Raw genomic sequence first — 15,541 nt, forward strand, 5'->3', positions numbered from 1 at the left:
AACACTTCACCCATCAATGGCTGGTGCTCGACGGCACGGAACAAAGCCTGACCGCGTCCCGCTCGCGGAGTTAAACAACATGGGTTTGAAACGGTGGGGCTTGTGGGGGCAATCGGCTTTTGCGACATTATGAAGGCGTCGCTAGGTTCAACTGCTGGGTGCGGAAAACCGCATGTCCGATGGTGTGGGATTGGGAGGAAGACCACCGCAAGCTCGTCGCTCCGAGCTGATCATTGCTTTCGATCAGGAATGTTTGGTGCGCCCGAAGATTGTCCAGGCCAACGGCGCGGTATGCGCCGATTTGGGCCGAGGCGCCTGCGGCGCAGGTGGGCGAAGGAAAAGTTCTAGCATATTTGTTATGCAGACGTCGGCGGCAAATTGTCTTATGATTCTCGCGCTTGGATCAAGCTCCAACTTTCGGCGAGGGTGTCTGATGAATCGAGGTATGGCTTTGAAAATCGGCTTGGTGGTCTTGCTGTCGGGATGTGCTAAACCCGGCTTGCAGACCGGAGGCAGCGGTAATCTGGTGTCCGGATCGGCGGCGGGCGGGACCAGCGTCGATGCGAATAAAACGCTGGAGCGTTGCTCCAGCCCCATGGGGACCTTGGCGGTCAGCGACGGCCGCATCACCGGCGGGCAGGCGGTGACGACGGTCGATCCGTTGATCCGCTTGGCGGTGCAACAATCCAATTGTTTTGTGATTACCGCGATCGGCAACACCGCCACGCGGGCGTTGATTAACGAAATCGTCGGCGAACAGCGCAATTCCGGCGAATACCGGGCCGGATCCAAACAGCATAAAGGTCAGCGGGTCGCCGCCGATTATCTGATGGAACCGCAAGTGATCGTGTTGAACGAATCGACCGAAGGGCATCGGGCGGGCGCCTTTGGCGCCGGCTACCGTCATTACTCGCCGCCGGGGCAAATTTCGTTGGGCGGCATTCTGGCCGACTCGCTGGCCGCCACGTTGGCGGACGCCGCCGACAAACGGACCACCGATGTGACCCTGACCTTGACCGATATTCGCTCGACCGTGCAGATCGGCATCTCGCAAGGCAGCGCCACCGCCAACCGTTTGCAAACCAACGGCTGGGGCGGCTATTTGGGGGACAGCGTTGGCGCGGTGGTCGGCTTGGCGAGCTTCAAAAACACGCCCGAAGGTTTGTCCACGGCGGCGGCGTTTTTGGATGCTTACAATCAACTGGTCGTCGCGGTTAAAAACTACAAGGCGCAGGAAATCAAGGGCGGTGCCGGTACCGGCGGCGTGTTGAATCTTCAATAGCGACGGGGCGGAATGGCTTGGATCGGCTACGCACCGCGTACCGCTCGAAGTCGCGGCTCGCGATTCAGTTCCCGCGCCGGTTTTCCTGAAACGCCAGATACAGGCGCAGATCGAACTCCAGTTGGTGATAGTCCGGTTCCATGTGGCGGCACAGTTGGTAAAAGGCTTTGTTGTGGTCTTTTTCGCGCAAATGGGCCAGCTCATGGACGACGATGGCGCGCAGGAAGGCGGCCGGCGCGGTTTTGAAAACCGCGCCGATGCGGATTTCGGTTTTGGCCTTGAGTTTGCCGCCTTGCACCCTGGCTACGACGCTGTGCAAGCCCAGCGCTTGATGAACGATGTCCAGTTTGTCGTCATAGACGATTTTGCTGAGCGGAGCGGATTGGCGCAAATATTGGCTTTTCAAGTCCGTCACGTAGTGATAAAGCGCCTTGTCGGTCTGGACGTGGTGAGTCCGCGGGTATTTGTCGGCCAGCCAGTCGCCCAGCTTGCCGCTGGTCAGCCATTGTTCGGCGCGCTCGACCAATTCGGCCGGATAACCGTTTAAATATTTGGAAACCGGGGTGTGCATTGGACCGAGAGGCTTATCGGGCCGGAACCGGCGCGGTCTCTGGGGAAACGGCGGCGTCGGCCGGCTTGATTCGGCTGCCCTCGCGTAATTTGTCGCTGCCGCCCGCGACCAGGACATCGCCGGGAGCGAGGCCTTCCAAAACGGCAACGCGGTCGGCGTCGACCGGCCCGGTCTTGATCGGCCGAATCGTGACGGTTCGGTCGGGTTTGACCCAGTAAACGAAATCGCCGTTGGCGCCGTGCTGAATGGCGGCGGCCGGGGCTAGCGTCGCGGCGGGTAGGGTGTCCAGCCGCAGGCGGATATTGACGAACTGGTTGGCGTACAGTCCGCGCTCGGCGTTGTCGAACCAGGCCTTGAGTTTCAGGGTGCCGGTGGCGGTATCGATTTGGTTGTCCACCGCCAGCAATTTGCCGTCGGCCAATTTGCGCAGGCCGGAGCGGTCGAAGGCTTCCACCGTCAGACTGCGTTCGCTACGCCAGCGGCGCATCACCGCCGGCACCTGATCCTCGGGTAGCGTGAACAGCACGGTGATCGGTTGAATTTGGGTGATAACGGCCAGACCGGTCGTGTCGCCGGCGCGGACGATGTTGCCTTTATCCACCAGCCGCAGGCCGATTTGACCGGCGATTGGCGCGACGATGCGGGTGTAGTCGAGTTGGAGCTTGGCGTTGTTGACTTGCGCTCGGTCCATTTCGACGGTGCCCCGGTATTGGCGTACCAGTGCCTCCTGGGTGGCGGTTTGCTGGGCGGCGATTGAATCCTGTGCCAGCAGGGTACGATAGCGCTGCAAATCCTGCTCGGCATTGCTCAACAGTGCTTCATCCCGCATCAGTTGGCCCTCGGCCTGGTGCAATTGCACCTGATAAGGGCGGGGATCGATCTCGGCCAGCAGTTCGCCGGCTTGTACGGTTTGGCCCTCCCGGAAGGCTACCTTGAACAGTTCGCCGTCCACTCGGCTTTTGATCGTCACGGTTTGTAGCGGGGTGACGGTGCCCAGGCCGTGCAGATAAATCGGCAGGTCGCCTTGGTTGACGGTGGCGGTGGTGACGCTGGCCGCTGGTGCGTCCCTAGCGCCGGTCGAGCCGGGTCGCTCGCTAGGCTCTTCGGTGGCGTGCAGGCGCCAGTAAGCGTAGCCGGCGGTCAGCGCGAACAGCAACGCGGCGGTCGGCCAACCTGACCGGCTGGCGGCGCGGGTTTCGGGAGGTCGTGGATTGTCCATGCGGGCTTACCGTGGTGTCCTTGTCGGCGGGGCGGAGTGGCCCGGCGACTTCGAGGCGTTGTCATAAAAAAGGCATCCGGTGGATGCCTTTTCCAAACCTCGGGCCGGCCGCGCCTTAATCGTAGTGATAGTGTTTGCGTAGCGGTTTGACTACTTCCCAATGACTGTCCAAACCGGCTTGAAAGATCACCAGATCGCCGGGGACGATGCGCACCGCTTCGCCGCCGGTCGGCGTGACCAAGATTTCGCCGTCCAGGACGTAGGCGGTTTCGGTTTCGTCGAAATCGATCGTGAATTTGGACACTTCTTTTTCCCAGATCGGCCATTCGGAGACGCCCAATTCCTGTAAACGCTCCTCGCTGGGATTGTGTTCGATAATAATCTGACTCATGACTTCCTTTCGGGTTCGGGTGGTAAGAGGGTTTGATTCTACCATTGTCGGCGGCGCGGGGCCACGCGGCCGCGTGCTAGAATGGCTCGGTAATTTTAGTCAAGCGGGGCCGGGCGTCACAGTTCGAGTCCGGCACATTTCGGGCGGGGGCCGATTTTGAAGACTCTACAACACGTCAATATGCACGAGGCGATCGCCGCGTTGAGCGGCGCTCTGGACCTGGTGGGCGTCGACGAAGTCCGCCACGGTAAAAGGGTGGCCATGATCGCGCGCGGCGTTGCCGATCGTCTGGGTTGGTCGGCCACCGATCGGATGGCGATGTTGCATGCCGGCATGTTGCACGATTGCGGCGTGTCGCGGATTCACGAGCACCGTCAGTTGACCGAGACGCTGGAATGGGACGGCGCGGAAGATCATTGCATCCGCGGCGCCGAGTATTTGGCGGCCTGCCGGCCGGTTGCCCATCTGGCCGACGACATTCGCTATCACCACACCCGTTGGCGGACCTTGCTGGAATTGCCGCTGGCGCCGGACTTGCGCTTGCGGACCAATTTGCTGTTTCTGGCCGATCGTATTGATGTGCTGCAGGCGCCGTTCTTGAATAGCGAGCATATTCTGAACGAATTTTCGAATATCATCGCCCGGATTCGCGGTTTGGCCGGCTTGCTGTTTTGCCCGGAATTGGTCGAGGCGTTCGCCGAGTTGGCGGAGGTCGAGGCGTTCTGGCTGGCGATGGAGCCGGAATACCTCGACGAGGACTTGCGCGTGATTGGCGCCGGTTTGGAACCGGTGTTGCTGGACATGGCCGAGCTTAAAGATTTGGCGACTTTGTTTTCCCGCGTGGTCGACGCCAAGACCCCATTTACCGACGAGCATTCGCAGCGGGTGGCGTTGATAGCCCGCGAATTGGGCGCCGATTTCGGATTATCCGGTTGCCATCTGGAGCAGATTGAAATCGCCGGCTTGCTGCACGACATCGGCAAACTGCGCGTGTCCGAGGACATCATCAATAAGCCGGGAGGCTTGACGCCGTCCGAACGGGCGACGATGCACCGGCACAGTTACGATACCTTCAGGATTTTACTGCGGGTGTTCGCCGATTCCAAAATCCCGATTTGGGCCGGCTATCACCATGAAACCCTGGTGGGAGACGGTTATCCGTTCCGTAGTCAGCCCAAGGAATTGGATTTGGAATGCCGGATCATCGCGGTGGCCGATATTTTTCAGGCATTGATTCAGGTACGGCCTTACCGTCCCAGCGTGACGGCGGAAGAAGCTTTGGCTGATTTGCGCCGGCGCGTCGCGGAAGGCAAGCTGGACCCGGACGTAGTCGGCAAGTTGGCGGCGCGCGCGGAGGCTTACTATCAATTGGCGAGTGCCTGACGCTAGACTGTCGGCGACCGACTCTGTCTTGACCAAGGTTCTGGTACTCGCTCGGCAGCGGAGACCGCTCGAAAAGGCAGGATTTGTAGGGAGAAGGGCGTTTGTCGTTCGCGGCGTTCGTCGGAAAGACCAAAACTCTTCCGGTGCCGGAGAGCCTTCCAGCACGGCTAAATCCCGGCCTACGCCACCGGCTTTCATTTTTCGTGGGGATGCAGGGGGAGGGACCGTTAGGTTAGCGCCGGTCGCGGCGGCGGTCCTCGCCGTCTTCGCGCGGCGATTCGTTAATGGCTTGTAGCGGATCGAAGCCCAGTGCGTCGGGCGGTCGGCGCCTGTCCAGCAATTGTCGGCGATCGTTCGGAGACGGCCGGTGCGGGTAAACCCGAATGCCGGTTATCGTTTGCAAGTTGCGCAATTGTGGATTGGGATTCAGATAGTCCGCCAGCCAGACCGCGAACAGACCCGCCCCCACGCTGGCGGCCAACGCGATCGCGGCGGCCAGCCAATAATCCGGTCGAATCGGTTCGGTCGGCAGGGTTGCCCAATCGATCACGCTCAATTGCGGATGGGTCTGGCGCTGTTTGACTTCGATGTCCGCCAAGCGCTGCTTGGTGTCTTGCTGCAGTTTTTCCAGGCCTTCCAGTTCTTGCAGCATCGCTTGGTATTTTTCGAATTGTCCAGTGTATTCGGCGGCTTTTTGCTTGTGTTGAGCCAGTTGCTTTTGCAAATCCGCGACGGTGCGTCGGGCGGCCACGTAGGCGGTGTTTGCTTCCTGCAACATGAAATCGGTGCCGCTATGCTCTTTTTCGCTGATCTTGGCATCGAGTTCGCTCAACTGCTGTTTGACGATTTTCATGGTCGGATGAAAATCGATGTAATGCTCGGTGTAGCGGCCGCGCAGGTTTTCCAGTTTGTCGCGCAAGCGCTCCGCGGTTTCTTGCAGAACCGCCAAACTGCGGCTGTCTTGGTTCGGAATTACCGGCCGACCTTCTTCGATCGCGGCGCGGATCGCTCCGACTTTCGCTTTCGCCTTGGCTTCTTCTTCCAGCGCGTTATTCAGGGAGGCGTTGAGACCCTGCAGGCGGGCGTGGGCTTGGTTGTCGCTACTATCTTGGGACAGAATATTGTGGGTTAGTCGGAACTGATCCAATTCGCGGCGTTTTGCCGACAACAATAGTCCCACCCGATCCAGTTCGCCGTCCAGGGTCGCCGTGGATTGGGCGGTGACTTGGCGAATGTAGTCTTCGCGGAGTTGTCGATAAGTTTCTATCCAGGCGTTCAGAATCACCTGCAGTTTTCCAGGGTCGTAGCCTTCGGCGTGTAATTTAATCAGATTGCTGTCGGCCACCGGCGTGGCGCCCAGCATCTTATGCAGATCCGCGACGTCTGTCGGCGCGGACCGCTCGCTGAGACGCGCGGCGGTTTTTTCGAGGATGTCCTGGCCGAGCAAGACCTGGGCCTGGATGCCGGTCTGTTGCGGATCGGCCTCGGCCGGCGCTTGGTCGACCTGGGCGGATTCGCTGGTCAATACCGAAGCCTCGCTACGGTATATGGCCGGTTGCATAAAAATCAGAATTTGAGAAATCGTAAACAACGGCAGGAAGGCCAGCAAAAACAAGCTGATGCGCTGCGGAATTCTTAATGGCGGTGTTGGGTACGCGTTAGCGTATTGTCGGAACGATTTGAGAAACATCGCTGTGTTCTCCTCATGTCGGCACAAATTACGGTGGTTCTTGCGGCCGGCGCATGTGCCGGACCGTGCGGTGGAGCTGGGCCGAAGCAAGGCGCCGGAAGATCGCCGGCGTGGCTGGAAAGGGCAGGGAGGTCCGCCGAGGTACGCAGTGTAACGCAATCGGCGGCGAGTGTAATCGGGTTTTCCAGGTTGTCGGGCGACGTGCGTCGGCTATAGTCCTATTCATGTATTGCGATGGGCGTTTGCGAGCCGCCGGGAATAGCGGTGGATGGGGAAAGGGGAGAAGCGTTGGCTCGCCCACGGTGCGCCGCGATGTGAGCGGTCTTGGAATAGCACGGCGGTGGATTCGCAAAATGTGCGAGACAAATCAATATTTTGTGGCATCCAAGCGTGTTAGGCCGGTCGATCTATTGCACAATGCCGGCTCGATTTTGGTGGGGTCTATGTCTGCGAATAAAGCTGGAATAATCAGAATGCATGTTTACGAACTCAGAGTCGGAATGTGCGTATGCGAGTTGGAAGCACCGAAAGGCGAAAATCCGTTTATGCTGGATCGCATTGTCATCGAAAGCCATGCGGATATTCAGGCCATACAGGCGGTTTGCGATTACGTTTATATCGACGTCAAGTTTCAAAAAGACCATACCGGAGCCATTCCGACTCGCTCGACCGAGGCGCGCAAACAGCTCAGTTTTGCGCGTTCTTTCGAACAGACCGCCGTCACCTTTCAGCGCGTCGGCAATTTGATTAAGACCGTGCTGGACGATATTCGCTTCGGTAATCAATTCAATACCGAGGCAGTCAAGCAAGCGGTTGCCGAATGTGTCGACCAAGTGCTGGAACATCCCGAAACCATGTTATTGCTGACCCAGTTGAAGGACCAGGATCAATACACCGCTCAACACTGTATGAATGTGTGCATTTTGGCGATCCTGCTCGGCAGGGAATTGAAGTATTCGGTCGAAGACCTCAACAAGATCGGCTTTTGCGGGTTGATGCACGACGTCGGCAAAATGAAGGTGCCGTTGGAGATTTTGAACAAGCCCGGCAAGCTCGACAAGTTCGAACTGGACATCATGCGCAATCACACGGTCTACGGCCGCAACGTGTTGATGTCGGCCAGAGGGGCATTCCCCGGCGCGGTCGATGTCGCGCACAACCACCATGAACAACTAAACGGCGGCGGTTACCCGCGCGGCTTGGATAAATCGGCGTTGTCCGATTTCACCAAAATGGTTGCCGTCGTCGATACCTACGACGCGATGACCAGCGACCGGGTTTATCAGCACGGCCAACCGCATTTGATTGCGTTGGGCACGCTGGTCAAGGGGATGAGCCAACGTTACGAAGCCCATTACGTCACGCATTTCATTAACTGTATCGGCTTTTATCCGCAGGGCAATGCCGTCGAATTGAGTAGCGGCGAAATCGGCATCGTGGTCGAACAAAACAAGGTCGATCGTTTGAAACCAAAGATATTGATCGTCAAGGATAGCCAGCGTAGCGACATCGAGCCCCGGTTGCTGGACTTGGCCAAACCGGTGGCCGATCCACAGGGAAACCGCTATGCCGTCAAGCAAGTGGTGCGAGCCAAGGATTATCGGTTGGATTTGAACGAATATTACCGGGATGGCTTGTTCGTCAAGGACTACGCCATAGTCGGAGCCTAGGGGCGCGGCGGACGGCTGGCATGATAAAAAAAATTAACGCCGAGCAGCTGGAGATCGGGATGTATATCGTCGATACCGATCGAAAATGGCTGGATTTGCCGTTTTTTCGAACCCGCTTTGCCGTGACCTCGGCCAAACAAGTCGCGACCTTGCGCGAGTATTGCCGGTTTGTGTGCATTGACACCGCCAAAGGCAAGGATATTAGCGATTCGCCGCCGGCCGGCGCGATTCCCTCGAGCGCGGATCTGGATACGACGACTTGGGAAGGCTGTTACGCGGCGGTTCGCCTCGGCTACGCCGACGTTTTGCGGCGCGCGGCGGCGGAAAATACGCTGGATTTTGCGACGGTTGATAAGCTGGCGGCGGAGCTGGAGCAGGGGATTTCGCCGGACTCCGGGCGGGTTTGGGGAGGCTTGATGCGCGACACCCAACCGGACCCGGCCGCGAAAGCGGTCAATGCCGCCGCGTTGGCGTTGGTTTGGGGGCTGGCGACAGGACTGTCGGCCGAGGCCTTAAGACACTTGGGCAGCGGCGCGCTGTTGCTCGACATTGGCCTACAACGTTTGCCGGACGCGATACGAGCGGCCGAGCGGCCCTTGGATGCCGGCGAAACGGCTTTGTTTTGGCAACATCCGCAATGCGGACGCGATATGTTGCTGGCGGCTTCCGACGTACCGGCCGAGGTATTGGACATCGTGCTAAATCATCATGAACGAGCGGACGGCAGCGGCTATCCGCGCGGACTCGGTGGGGGAGATTTGAGCAGAGCGGGGCAAATCGCGGCGATGGCCGCCGAGTGCGAGGATTTGTGCTGGGAACACGCCGGTCGCCCGGCGATGAGCGGTTTACAAGCCTTGGCAAGCATTTATAACGCCGGAGCGCGGCTATTCGACGGCGATTTGACGGCCGATTTCGTGCGGGCGCTAGGCGTTTGGCCGCCGGGTTGTTTGGTCGAACTGGCCGGCGGCGAGTTGGCCGTGGTTGGAGACATTCCGGCATCCGAATTCGGCGCGCTTAGCCTAAGGCCGGTCACCAATTCGGCGAAGGAGCTGCTTGATTTTGCCGCCGATCCCGATCGCACGGTGAGGGTATCGGCGATTGAAATCGTCCGCATACTGTCGCTGGCGGACCCGATTGCCCGGTTTGTCCGCTATTACCTGCGGCAATGCGGGGGCCATTAAAGCCGCCGGCGAAACTTAGCCCGGTTGGCTTTTTGCGCGGGCCGGCAGCAAGCTTCTCGCCAACGCCACGACACTGTCGGCCTTGATTTGATTGATCGAGAAATCCAGCTTGTTCAGTTTGAAGGGGTCGACGACGGACGGCGACTTCAACACCTTGTTGATGGCCGTTTGGTAAACCCGGCTGACCGGCGTCGGTCCGAACAGCGTAATCGATGGCCGGTTCAAACCCCAGGCCATGTGGGTCGGTCCGGTGTCGTTGCCGATCAACAGGTCGCAACGGGCAATCGCGGCCTTTAGGTCGTTAAAACTCAGTTTCGGCAGCGGCCGCGCCAGACTGCGTTCGGCCAGCCATTGCGCCATCCAGTGTTCTTGCTGGCTGCCCCAGCAAATCAGCATATTGGCTTCCAGGCCGAAAATGACCCGCAGGTACTGCTCCAGCGGATAATTGCGGCTGGGCCAGGTCGAGCCGATCACCAAAATGACGTTGGGCTGGTCCGGCACGAAGTACTCGTTCAACTCGGCGGTCGGCGGCGTGAAGTACAGAAAGGGTTGCTTGGCTAAAATCCGGTCGGGGCCGATGTCCAGACCCAGCGGTTGGGTCAGCACCGCGACGTTGCGGTCTATCGTGTTGGCATCGTAGGGAAACGCCACGGTTTCCCGATAAAACCAGGCCGCGAATGTCTCCCGGATCGAATCGCGGTCGAATCCGACGCAATTGGCCGACAACAGGCGCGCGACCAGCGCCGATTTGATCAGCCCCTGGGCGTCGATGACCAGATCGTAATTCGCGGCGGCATAGCCGCGCACCTTGGCAATTTCGCTAAAAATCGCGGCTTTGTTCGATTTCAGCGCTTTCAGATTGACGGTCAGGACTCGGTTGACGTGCGGATTGTGCTCGATGACGCCGGCAAAGCCAGCCTCGACGATCCAGTCGATTTCGCTATCCGGTAGCGCTTCCTTGATAAATTGCAGCGCGACCATCGCATGGACGATGTCGCCCAGAGCGGACAGTTTGACGATGGCGATTTTCATCCGCTCAGGGGGCGAGTAGCGCCAATACTCGCTCCGGCGCGATGTCGGCCAGACAGCGGGTGTGACCGAGTGGGCAGTCGCGCTGGAAACACGGCGAGCAATCCAGGCCCAGGGTCAGAATTCGCGCGTTGGGGTGTAAAGGCGGCGTGAATCCCGGATCGGACGAGCCGTACAGCGCGACGACCGGCTTGTTCAGGGCGGCGACGACGTGCATCAAGCCCGAGTCGTTGCTGACGACCGCATTGGCCAGCGACAGTAAATCGACCGCTTCGGCCAGCGCGGTTGCACCGGCGAAATTGCGGCAAACCCTGCCGGTCAGATCGTTGATGGCGTTAGCCACTTCGCGGTCCTTATCCGATCCGAACAGCCATACCTGCCAACCCTCCGCGTGTTTGGCCTTGGCGACGGCGGCGAAATGCTCGGCCGGCCAGCGTTTGGCCGGACCGTATTCGGCACCGGGGCAGAGTGCCAAGATTTTAGTGTCGGCCGCGATTCCAAATCGGTCCGCGACACGTTGCCGTTGTTCGGCGGTTATCGCCAATTTCGGAAACGCATAGGCCGGCGGTTGTTCGGCGTCGGCCGGCAGGCCCAGCGCGACGAAGCGTTGCACCGTCATCGTCAAGCGGCGCTCATTCAGCCGGCGAGCGTCGTTCAGCAAGCCCCAGCGCAGTTCGCCGAGATAGCCGGTGCGTTGGGGAATACCGGCGAAAAACGGTATAAAAGCCGACTTCCACGAGTTAGGCAGGACGATGGCCCGGTCATAACGCCCGCGAATTGACCGGCCCAGTCTAAAACGCGCGCTCAGCCCGAACTCGCCGTGCCCCAACGGCATCGCGATGCCGTCGCGCACTTCCGGCATCCGCGCCAACAGAGGCAGCGACCAGGCCGGCGCCAGGACGTCGATGTGACACTCGGGGTGTTGTTGCTGGAGGGCGATGAACAGGCTTTGCGCCATCACCATGTCGCCGACCCAGGACGGGCCGACGACCAGGATGCGATGCGGGGAAGGCACGTCGGCTTAGGACACCAAGCTCAACCACTCCTTGCGGTCGGCGCGGCGGCCGTGAACGTAATCGAAGTACAAGGCTTGCAGTTTTTCGGTGACAGGTCCCCGGCTGCCGGAACCGATGTCGCGGTTGTCGTACTGGCGGATCGGCGTGACTTCGGCGGCGGAGCCGGTAAAGAAGGCTTCGTCGGCCACGTAAACTTCGTCGCGGGTAATGCGTTTTTCGATGACTTCGTAGCCTTGCTCGCGAGCGATGGTGATCAAGGTGTCGCGGGTGATACCTTCCAACGCCGAGGTGGTTTCCGGGGTGTACAGCTTGCCGTTGCGGACGATGAACAGGTTTTCGCCGCTGCCTTCGGCGCAGAAGCCTTCGTGGTCCAGCAACAGCGCTTCGTCGTAACCGGTGGACAGCGCTTCCTGCAAGGCCAGGATGGAATTAATGTAATTGCCGTTGGCCTTGGCCTTGCACATGGTGCTGTTGACGTGATTGCGGGTATAGGACGACGTGCGGATGCGGATGCCTTTTTCCATGTTTTCCGCGCCCAGGTAGGCGCCCCAAGTCCAGGCCGCGATCATCACATGAACTTTCAGATTGTCGGCGCGCAAGCCCATGCCTTCGGAGCCGAAAAACACCATGCTGCGGATGTAGGCGCTGTCCAGATTATTTTTGGCGACCGCGTCCTTGTGGGCCTGATTGATCTCGTCCTTCGAATACGGCATTTTCATGTTCATGATATGCGCGGAACGGTACAGACGGTCGGTATGCTCGGCCAGTTTGAAAATCGCGGTGCCGGCGTCGGTTTTGTAAGCGCGCAGGCCTTCGAACACGCCGCAGCCGTAATGCAGGGTATGAGTCAGTACATGCACTTTCGCATCGCGCCAAGCGACCCATTGGCCGTCTAGCCATATCCAACCGTCTCTGTCATCCATCGTTGTCATCGTCTGAACCTGCTGTGTTGTTGAGTTAGCGCGCCGCTACGGCGAGAATCGGGCGCAAATTGTACTATAAACCCGACAATCGCGGCACTGGTCGGGCACGCCGGGCGGTTTTCGCCAACCGGGCCATTCTCCAGCGCCGCGTTTACCAAAATTTACCTTTCCAGGCATGGTTTTACGCGCCTTGCCGGTTAAAATTCAGCCACGGTCGCTCCGTAGCGGATATTCAGGGGGCGGCGTTTGCGATCGACTTTAACCATCAGGAGGAAGCATGTGCAGTGAAAGGAAATGGGCCGGAGTTGCCGCCGGTTTGATGCTGGCGGTCGGTCAGGCCGACGCCGCATCGTTTCAGATCAATTTGAACTTTAGCGGCTTGACCAGCGAACAGGAAAGCTATTTCCAAGACGCCGCCGGTTTTTGGGAATCCATTATCACCGGCTACGGTAGCGCGGTAACTGATCAACGCATCAACGGCGTCACGATCAGCGCCTCGGCGGCGGCCATCGACGGTAGCGGCGGAACCCTCGGCTCGGCCGGACCTACCCAGACCTGGCAAAGCAGTCGTTACAACACCGGCGGCTACTCGCTTACCCGGCTCGGCGACATGAAATTCGATACCGCCGACATCGCCAATATGATCAGCAACGGCACGTTCTTATCGGTGATCGAGCACGAAATGGCTCACGTGCTGGGCTTTGGTACCTTGTGGGAAGCCAATGGCTTATATACCAGCGGCAGCGGCCAGTACACCGGCGAATACGGTGTCGCGGCCTACCGTAGCGAATTCGGTCAAGCCGGCGCGACTTACGTGCCGGTGGAACAGGGCGGCGGCAGCGGTACCGCCGACGGCCATTGGAACGAGGTCGACAAAGGTGCCGCCAATACCGGCATCGTCGATACCGAAGGCCACGACATGCGTTACGAACTGATGACCGGCTGGCTGAATGCGCCTGCCTTTTTGAGTAATACCACGATACAGTCGTTCCGCGACCTGGGTTATTCCGTGGTCGCGCCGGTGCCGCTGCCGGCTTCGCTATGGATGTTCGCGGGCGCGCTGCTGGGATTCGTCGGATTGCCCGGCCGACGCCGGTCGGCTTGATGGCGGGCGCGGGTAGCGGTCGGCATCGGCGCGCATCCGGCTGCTCGGCCCGCCGATGGTGGCGGGCGTTTCCGGCGCGGGTCTGGCTGGTATTGGGTCTGGCGCTGTCGGGGCCGGCCGGCGCCGGCGGATACGGCTTGCCGGCCGACGCCGACGCGGTGATATTGCGTTTCGATATGGCCGGCGGAATGCAGTCCCGGCCGGCCGACTCGCCGTTACTGACGTTGACGGCCGGCGGCCGCTTGACCGGGTCCGCCGCCTGGTTCGGCGACGGCGCGGATCGCAGCCGCCAACTGGCGCCGGCCGAACTGCGAGCCTTGTTGACGTATCTGCTGGCCGACCAGCGCTTGCCCGATCTTGCCGCCGCCTCGATCGCCGAACGGATACGGGCCTTGCGGGCCGCCGACGGGCGTTTATTCAATATCGCCGACGCGCCAACCACGCGCATCGAGCTGGCGTTACCGGAACACCGGCACAGCGTCGAATTTTACGCGGTCGATGCCGCCGCCCGCCAATTTCCGGAGATCGCCGAGTTACAGCGCTTGCAGGCGATCCAAAACCGCTTGCGCGACATGCTGGACAGTCTGCGTTAAAGCTCGGCCAACACCGCCAGCGCTTCCTGGATGTTGCTGACCGCGTGTATCTCCAGGTTCTTGATCGGGTCCTTGGGTTTGTTGCTCTTAGGAATAATCGCCTTTTTGAAGCCGTGCTTGGCCGCCTCGTTGAGCCGGGCATGGCCGTTGGCGACCGGACGGATCTCGCCGTTCAAGCCCACCTCGCCGAAAAACACCGTATCGTAGGGAATGATGCGGTCTCTTAGGCTGGATACCACCCCGACCAGGATCGCCAGATCGGTGCTGGTTTCGGATACCTTGATGCCGCCGACCACGTTGGCGTAAATCTCGTCGTTGCCGGTGAAGATGCCGCCGTGGCGCGACAGCACCGCCAACAGCATCGCCAGCCGGTTTTGATCCAAACCCACCGCCAAGCGGCGCGGATTGCCGTACTGGCTTTCGGTGACCAAGGCCTGAATTTCCACCAGCAACGGCCGGGTGCCTTCCCACAATACCGTCACCACGCTGCCCGGCGACGGCTTTTCGGCGCGCGATAAAAACATCGCCGACGGGTTTTTCACTTCCTTCAAGCCGCTGCTTTCCATCGCGAAAAAACCCAGTTCGCCGACGCTGCCGAAACGGTTCTTGTCGGCGCGCAACACTCTAAAGCGCGAATCGTCGGTGCTCGACAACACCACCTGGGCATCGACGATATGGCTCAAGGTCATCGGCCCGGCCAGAGACTGGTCCTTGGTCACGTGGCCGACCATGAAAAACGACACGCCGCTGCGTTTGGCGTATTGAGTCAGGTAGCTGGCCGATTCGCGCACCTGCGACACCGAGCCCGGCGCGGAATCGGAATCGGCGGTGTACATGACCTGAATCGAATCGATGATGACCACCTTGGGCTGTTCTTCGTCCAGCACTTGGCAAATCTGCTGCACCGAGGTTTCGGCCAGCATCTTGATGCCGGCCGTGTTCAATTGCAGGCGATGAGCGCGCTCGGCGATCTGCTGCAACGATTCCTCGCCGGACACGTACAACACCGGTAAATGCCGGGCGATATGGGCGATGGCCTGCAGCAAAATCGTGCTCTTGCCGGCCCCCGGCGCGCCGCCGATCAACACCACGCTACCGGTGACGATGCCGCCGCCCAGCACCCGGTCGAACTCGGCCAGGCCGCTGGAAATCCGCTCGGCCTGCGCCAGATTGACCTCGGACAGCAAACGCACCTCGCTGCGCGCCCCGGCGTAACCGGATTTATCGCGGGCGGTCTTGCCACTACCCAACTGCACCTCCTTGATGCTGTTCCACGCCCCGCATTGATTGCATTGCCCGGACCATCCCGGATAATCGGCGCCGCACTCGGTGCAGACGTAGGCGGATTTGGTTTTTTTAGCCATAGCGATAAAGGTTTAACGATTTAGCCACAAGCCAGCCAAGTCATAGCCGAGTTGTTGGTGGTGTTTAATAGCGAGCGGATACATGCGTCGGCCGGTACAATTTGCTGTTGATGTCTTGCAAATT

The 15,541-nt window shown here is 59.8% G+C and carries 14 protein-coding genes; 6 read left to right on the plus strand and 8 right to left on the minus strand.

All coding sequences use genetic code 11. The features are described 5' to 3' along the window. The first annotated feature begins 445 nt into the window (after window positions 1–445). Window positions 446–1,282, plus strand: a complete 837-nt coding sequence (locus tag ACQE3E_RS03840; protein WP_313729025.1) for a hypothetical protein — start codon at window positions 446–448, stop codon at window positions 1,280–1,282. A gap of 64 nt (window positions 1,283–1,346) precedes the next feature. Here the strand turns inward: ACQE3E_RS03840 and ACQE3E_RS03845 are convergent, their stop codons facing one another. The 3 genes from ACQE3E_RS03845 to ACQE3E_RS03855 form a co-directional block, all read right to left on the minus strand. Further along, window positions 1,347–1,853, minus strand: a complete 507-nt coding sequence (locus ACQE3E_RS03845; RefSeq protein ID WP_313729023.1) for a M48 metallopeptidase family protein — start codon at window positions 1,851–1,853, stop codon at window positions 1,347–1,349. Window positions 1,854–1,866: 13 nt separating this feature from the next. Continuing rightward, window positions 1,867–3,072 carry an MdtA/MuxA family multidrug efflux RND transporter periplasmic adaptor subunit gene (locus ACQE3E_RS03850; RefSeq protein WP_313729021.1) on the minus strand — a complete coding sequence of 402 codons (1,206 nt, stop codon included), beginning with the start codon at window positions 3,070–3,072 and terminating at the stop codon, window positions 1,867–1,869. Between the two features lie 115 nt (window positions 3,073–3,187). Beyond that, entirely contained in the window at window positions 3,188–3,463 is a 276-nt protein-coding gene (locus ACQE3E_RS03855) for a cupin domain-containing protein (protein WP_064028806.1), read from the minus strand. A 156-nt stretch (window positions 3,464–3,619) separates the two neighbouring features. Between ACQE3E_RS03855 and ACQE3E_RS03860 the strand changes: the two genes are divergently transcribed. Further along, complete coding sequence (locus ACQE3E_RS03860) at window positions 3,620–4,846, plus strand: HD-GYP domain-containing protein (protein WP_231883661.1); 1,227 nt, start codon at window positions 3,620–3,622, stop codon at window positions 4,844–4,846. A gap of 232 nt (window positions 4,847–5,078) precedes the next feature. Here ACQE3E_RS03860 and ACQE3E_RS03865 read toward each other — a convergent pair whose 3' ends face one another. Then, the gene (locus tag ACQE3E_RS03865; RefSeq protein WP_064028801.1) at window positions 5,079–6,536 is read right to left on the minus strand and encodes a GumC family protein; all 1,458 of its coding nucleotides are present in this window, start codon (window positions 6,534–6,536) and stop codon (window positions 5,079–5,081) included. 473 nt (window positions 6,537–7,009) lie between these two features. Between ACQE3E_RS03865 and ACQE3E_RS03870 the strand changes: the two genes are divergently transcribed. After that, the gene (locus ACQE3E_RS03870; protein ID WP_313729019.1) at window positions 7,010–8,206 is read left to right on the plus strand and encodes an HD-GYP domain-containing protein; all 1,197 of its coding nucleotides are present in this window, start codon (window positions 7,010–7,012) and stop codon (window positions 8,204–8,206) included. A 20-nt stretch (window positions 8,207–8,226) separates the two neighbouring features. Then, complete coding sequence (locus ACQE3E_RS03875; RefSeq protein WP_313729018.1) at window positions 8,227–9,387, plus strand: HD-GYP domain-containing protein; 1,161 nt, start codon at window positions 8,227–8,229, stop codon at window positions 9,385–9,387. A 15-nt stretch (window positions 9,388–9,402) separates the two neighbouring features. Here ACQE3E_RS03875 and waaC read toward each other — a convergent pair whose 3' ends face one another. From waaC to ACQE3E_RS03890, 3 genes are read right to left on the minus strand one after another with little or no spacing between them, the layout of a single operon-like run. After that, entirely contained in the window at window positions 9,403–10,419 is a 1,017-nt protein-coding gene (gene waaC, locus ACQE3E_RS03880; protein WP_313729017.1) for a lipopolysaccharide heptosyltransferase I, read from the minus strand. A gap of 4 nt (window positions 10,420–10,423) precedes the next feature. Beyond that, window positions 10,424–11,380, minus strand: a complete 957-nt coding sequence (waaF, locus tag ACQE3E_RS03885) for a lipopolysaccharide heptosyltransferase II (RefSeq protein ID WP_409521101.1) — start codon at window positions 11,378–11,380, stop codon at window positions 10,424–10,426. 57 nt (window positions 11,381–11,437) lie between these two features. After that, window positions 11,438–12,364, minus strand: coding sequence for a branched-chain amino acid transaminase (locus ACQE3E_RS03890; protein ID WP_281022319.1), 927 nt, complete (start codon window positions 12,362–12,364; stop codon window positions 11,438–11,440). A gap of 268 nt (window positions 12,365–12,632) precedes the next feature. On the opposite strand from ACQE3E_RS03890, the gene ACQE3E_RS03895 reads away from it, so the two are divergent. Beyond that, on the plus strand, window positions 12,633–13,460 hold the full coding sequence (locus ACQE3E_RS03895) for a leishmanolysin-related zinc metalloendopeptidase (protein WP_427501233.1): 828 nt from the start codon (window positions 12,633–12,635) through the stop codon (window positions 13,458–13,460). Beyond that, a complete protein-coding gene (locus ACQE3E_RS03900; RefSeq protein ID WP_427501234.1) occupies window positions 13,460–14,053 on the plus strand; it encodes a hypothetical protein in 594 nt (197 codons plus the stop codon). The genes ACQE3E_RS03895 and ACQE3E_RS03900 overlap by 1 nt, the downstream gene beginning before the upstream one ends. Here ACQE3E_RS03900 and radA read toward each other — a convergent pair. Continuing rightward, a complete protein-coding gene (radA, locus tag ACQE3E_RS03905) occupies window positions 14,050–15,417 on the minus strand; it encodes a DNA repair protein RadA (RefSeq protein ID WP_427501235.1) in 1,368 nt (455 codons plus the stop codon). The two genes, ACQE3E_RS03900 and radA, sit on opposite strands and share 4 nt — an antisense overlap. Between the last annotated feature and the right edge of the window lie 124 nt (window positions 15,418–15,541).

Source organism: Methylomonas sp. MED-D (assembly GCF_050276835.1).
GTDB classification, from domain to species: Bacteria; Pseudomonadota; Gammaproteobacteria; order Methylococcales; family Methylomonadaceae; genus Methylomonas; species Methylomonas koyamae_A.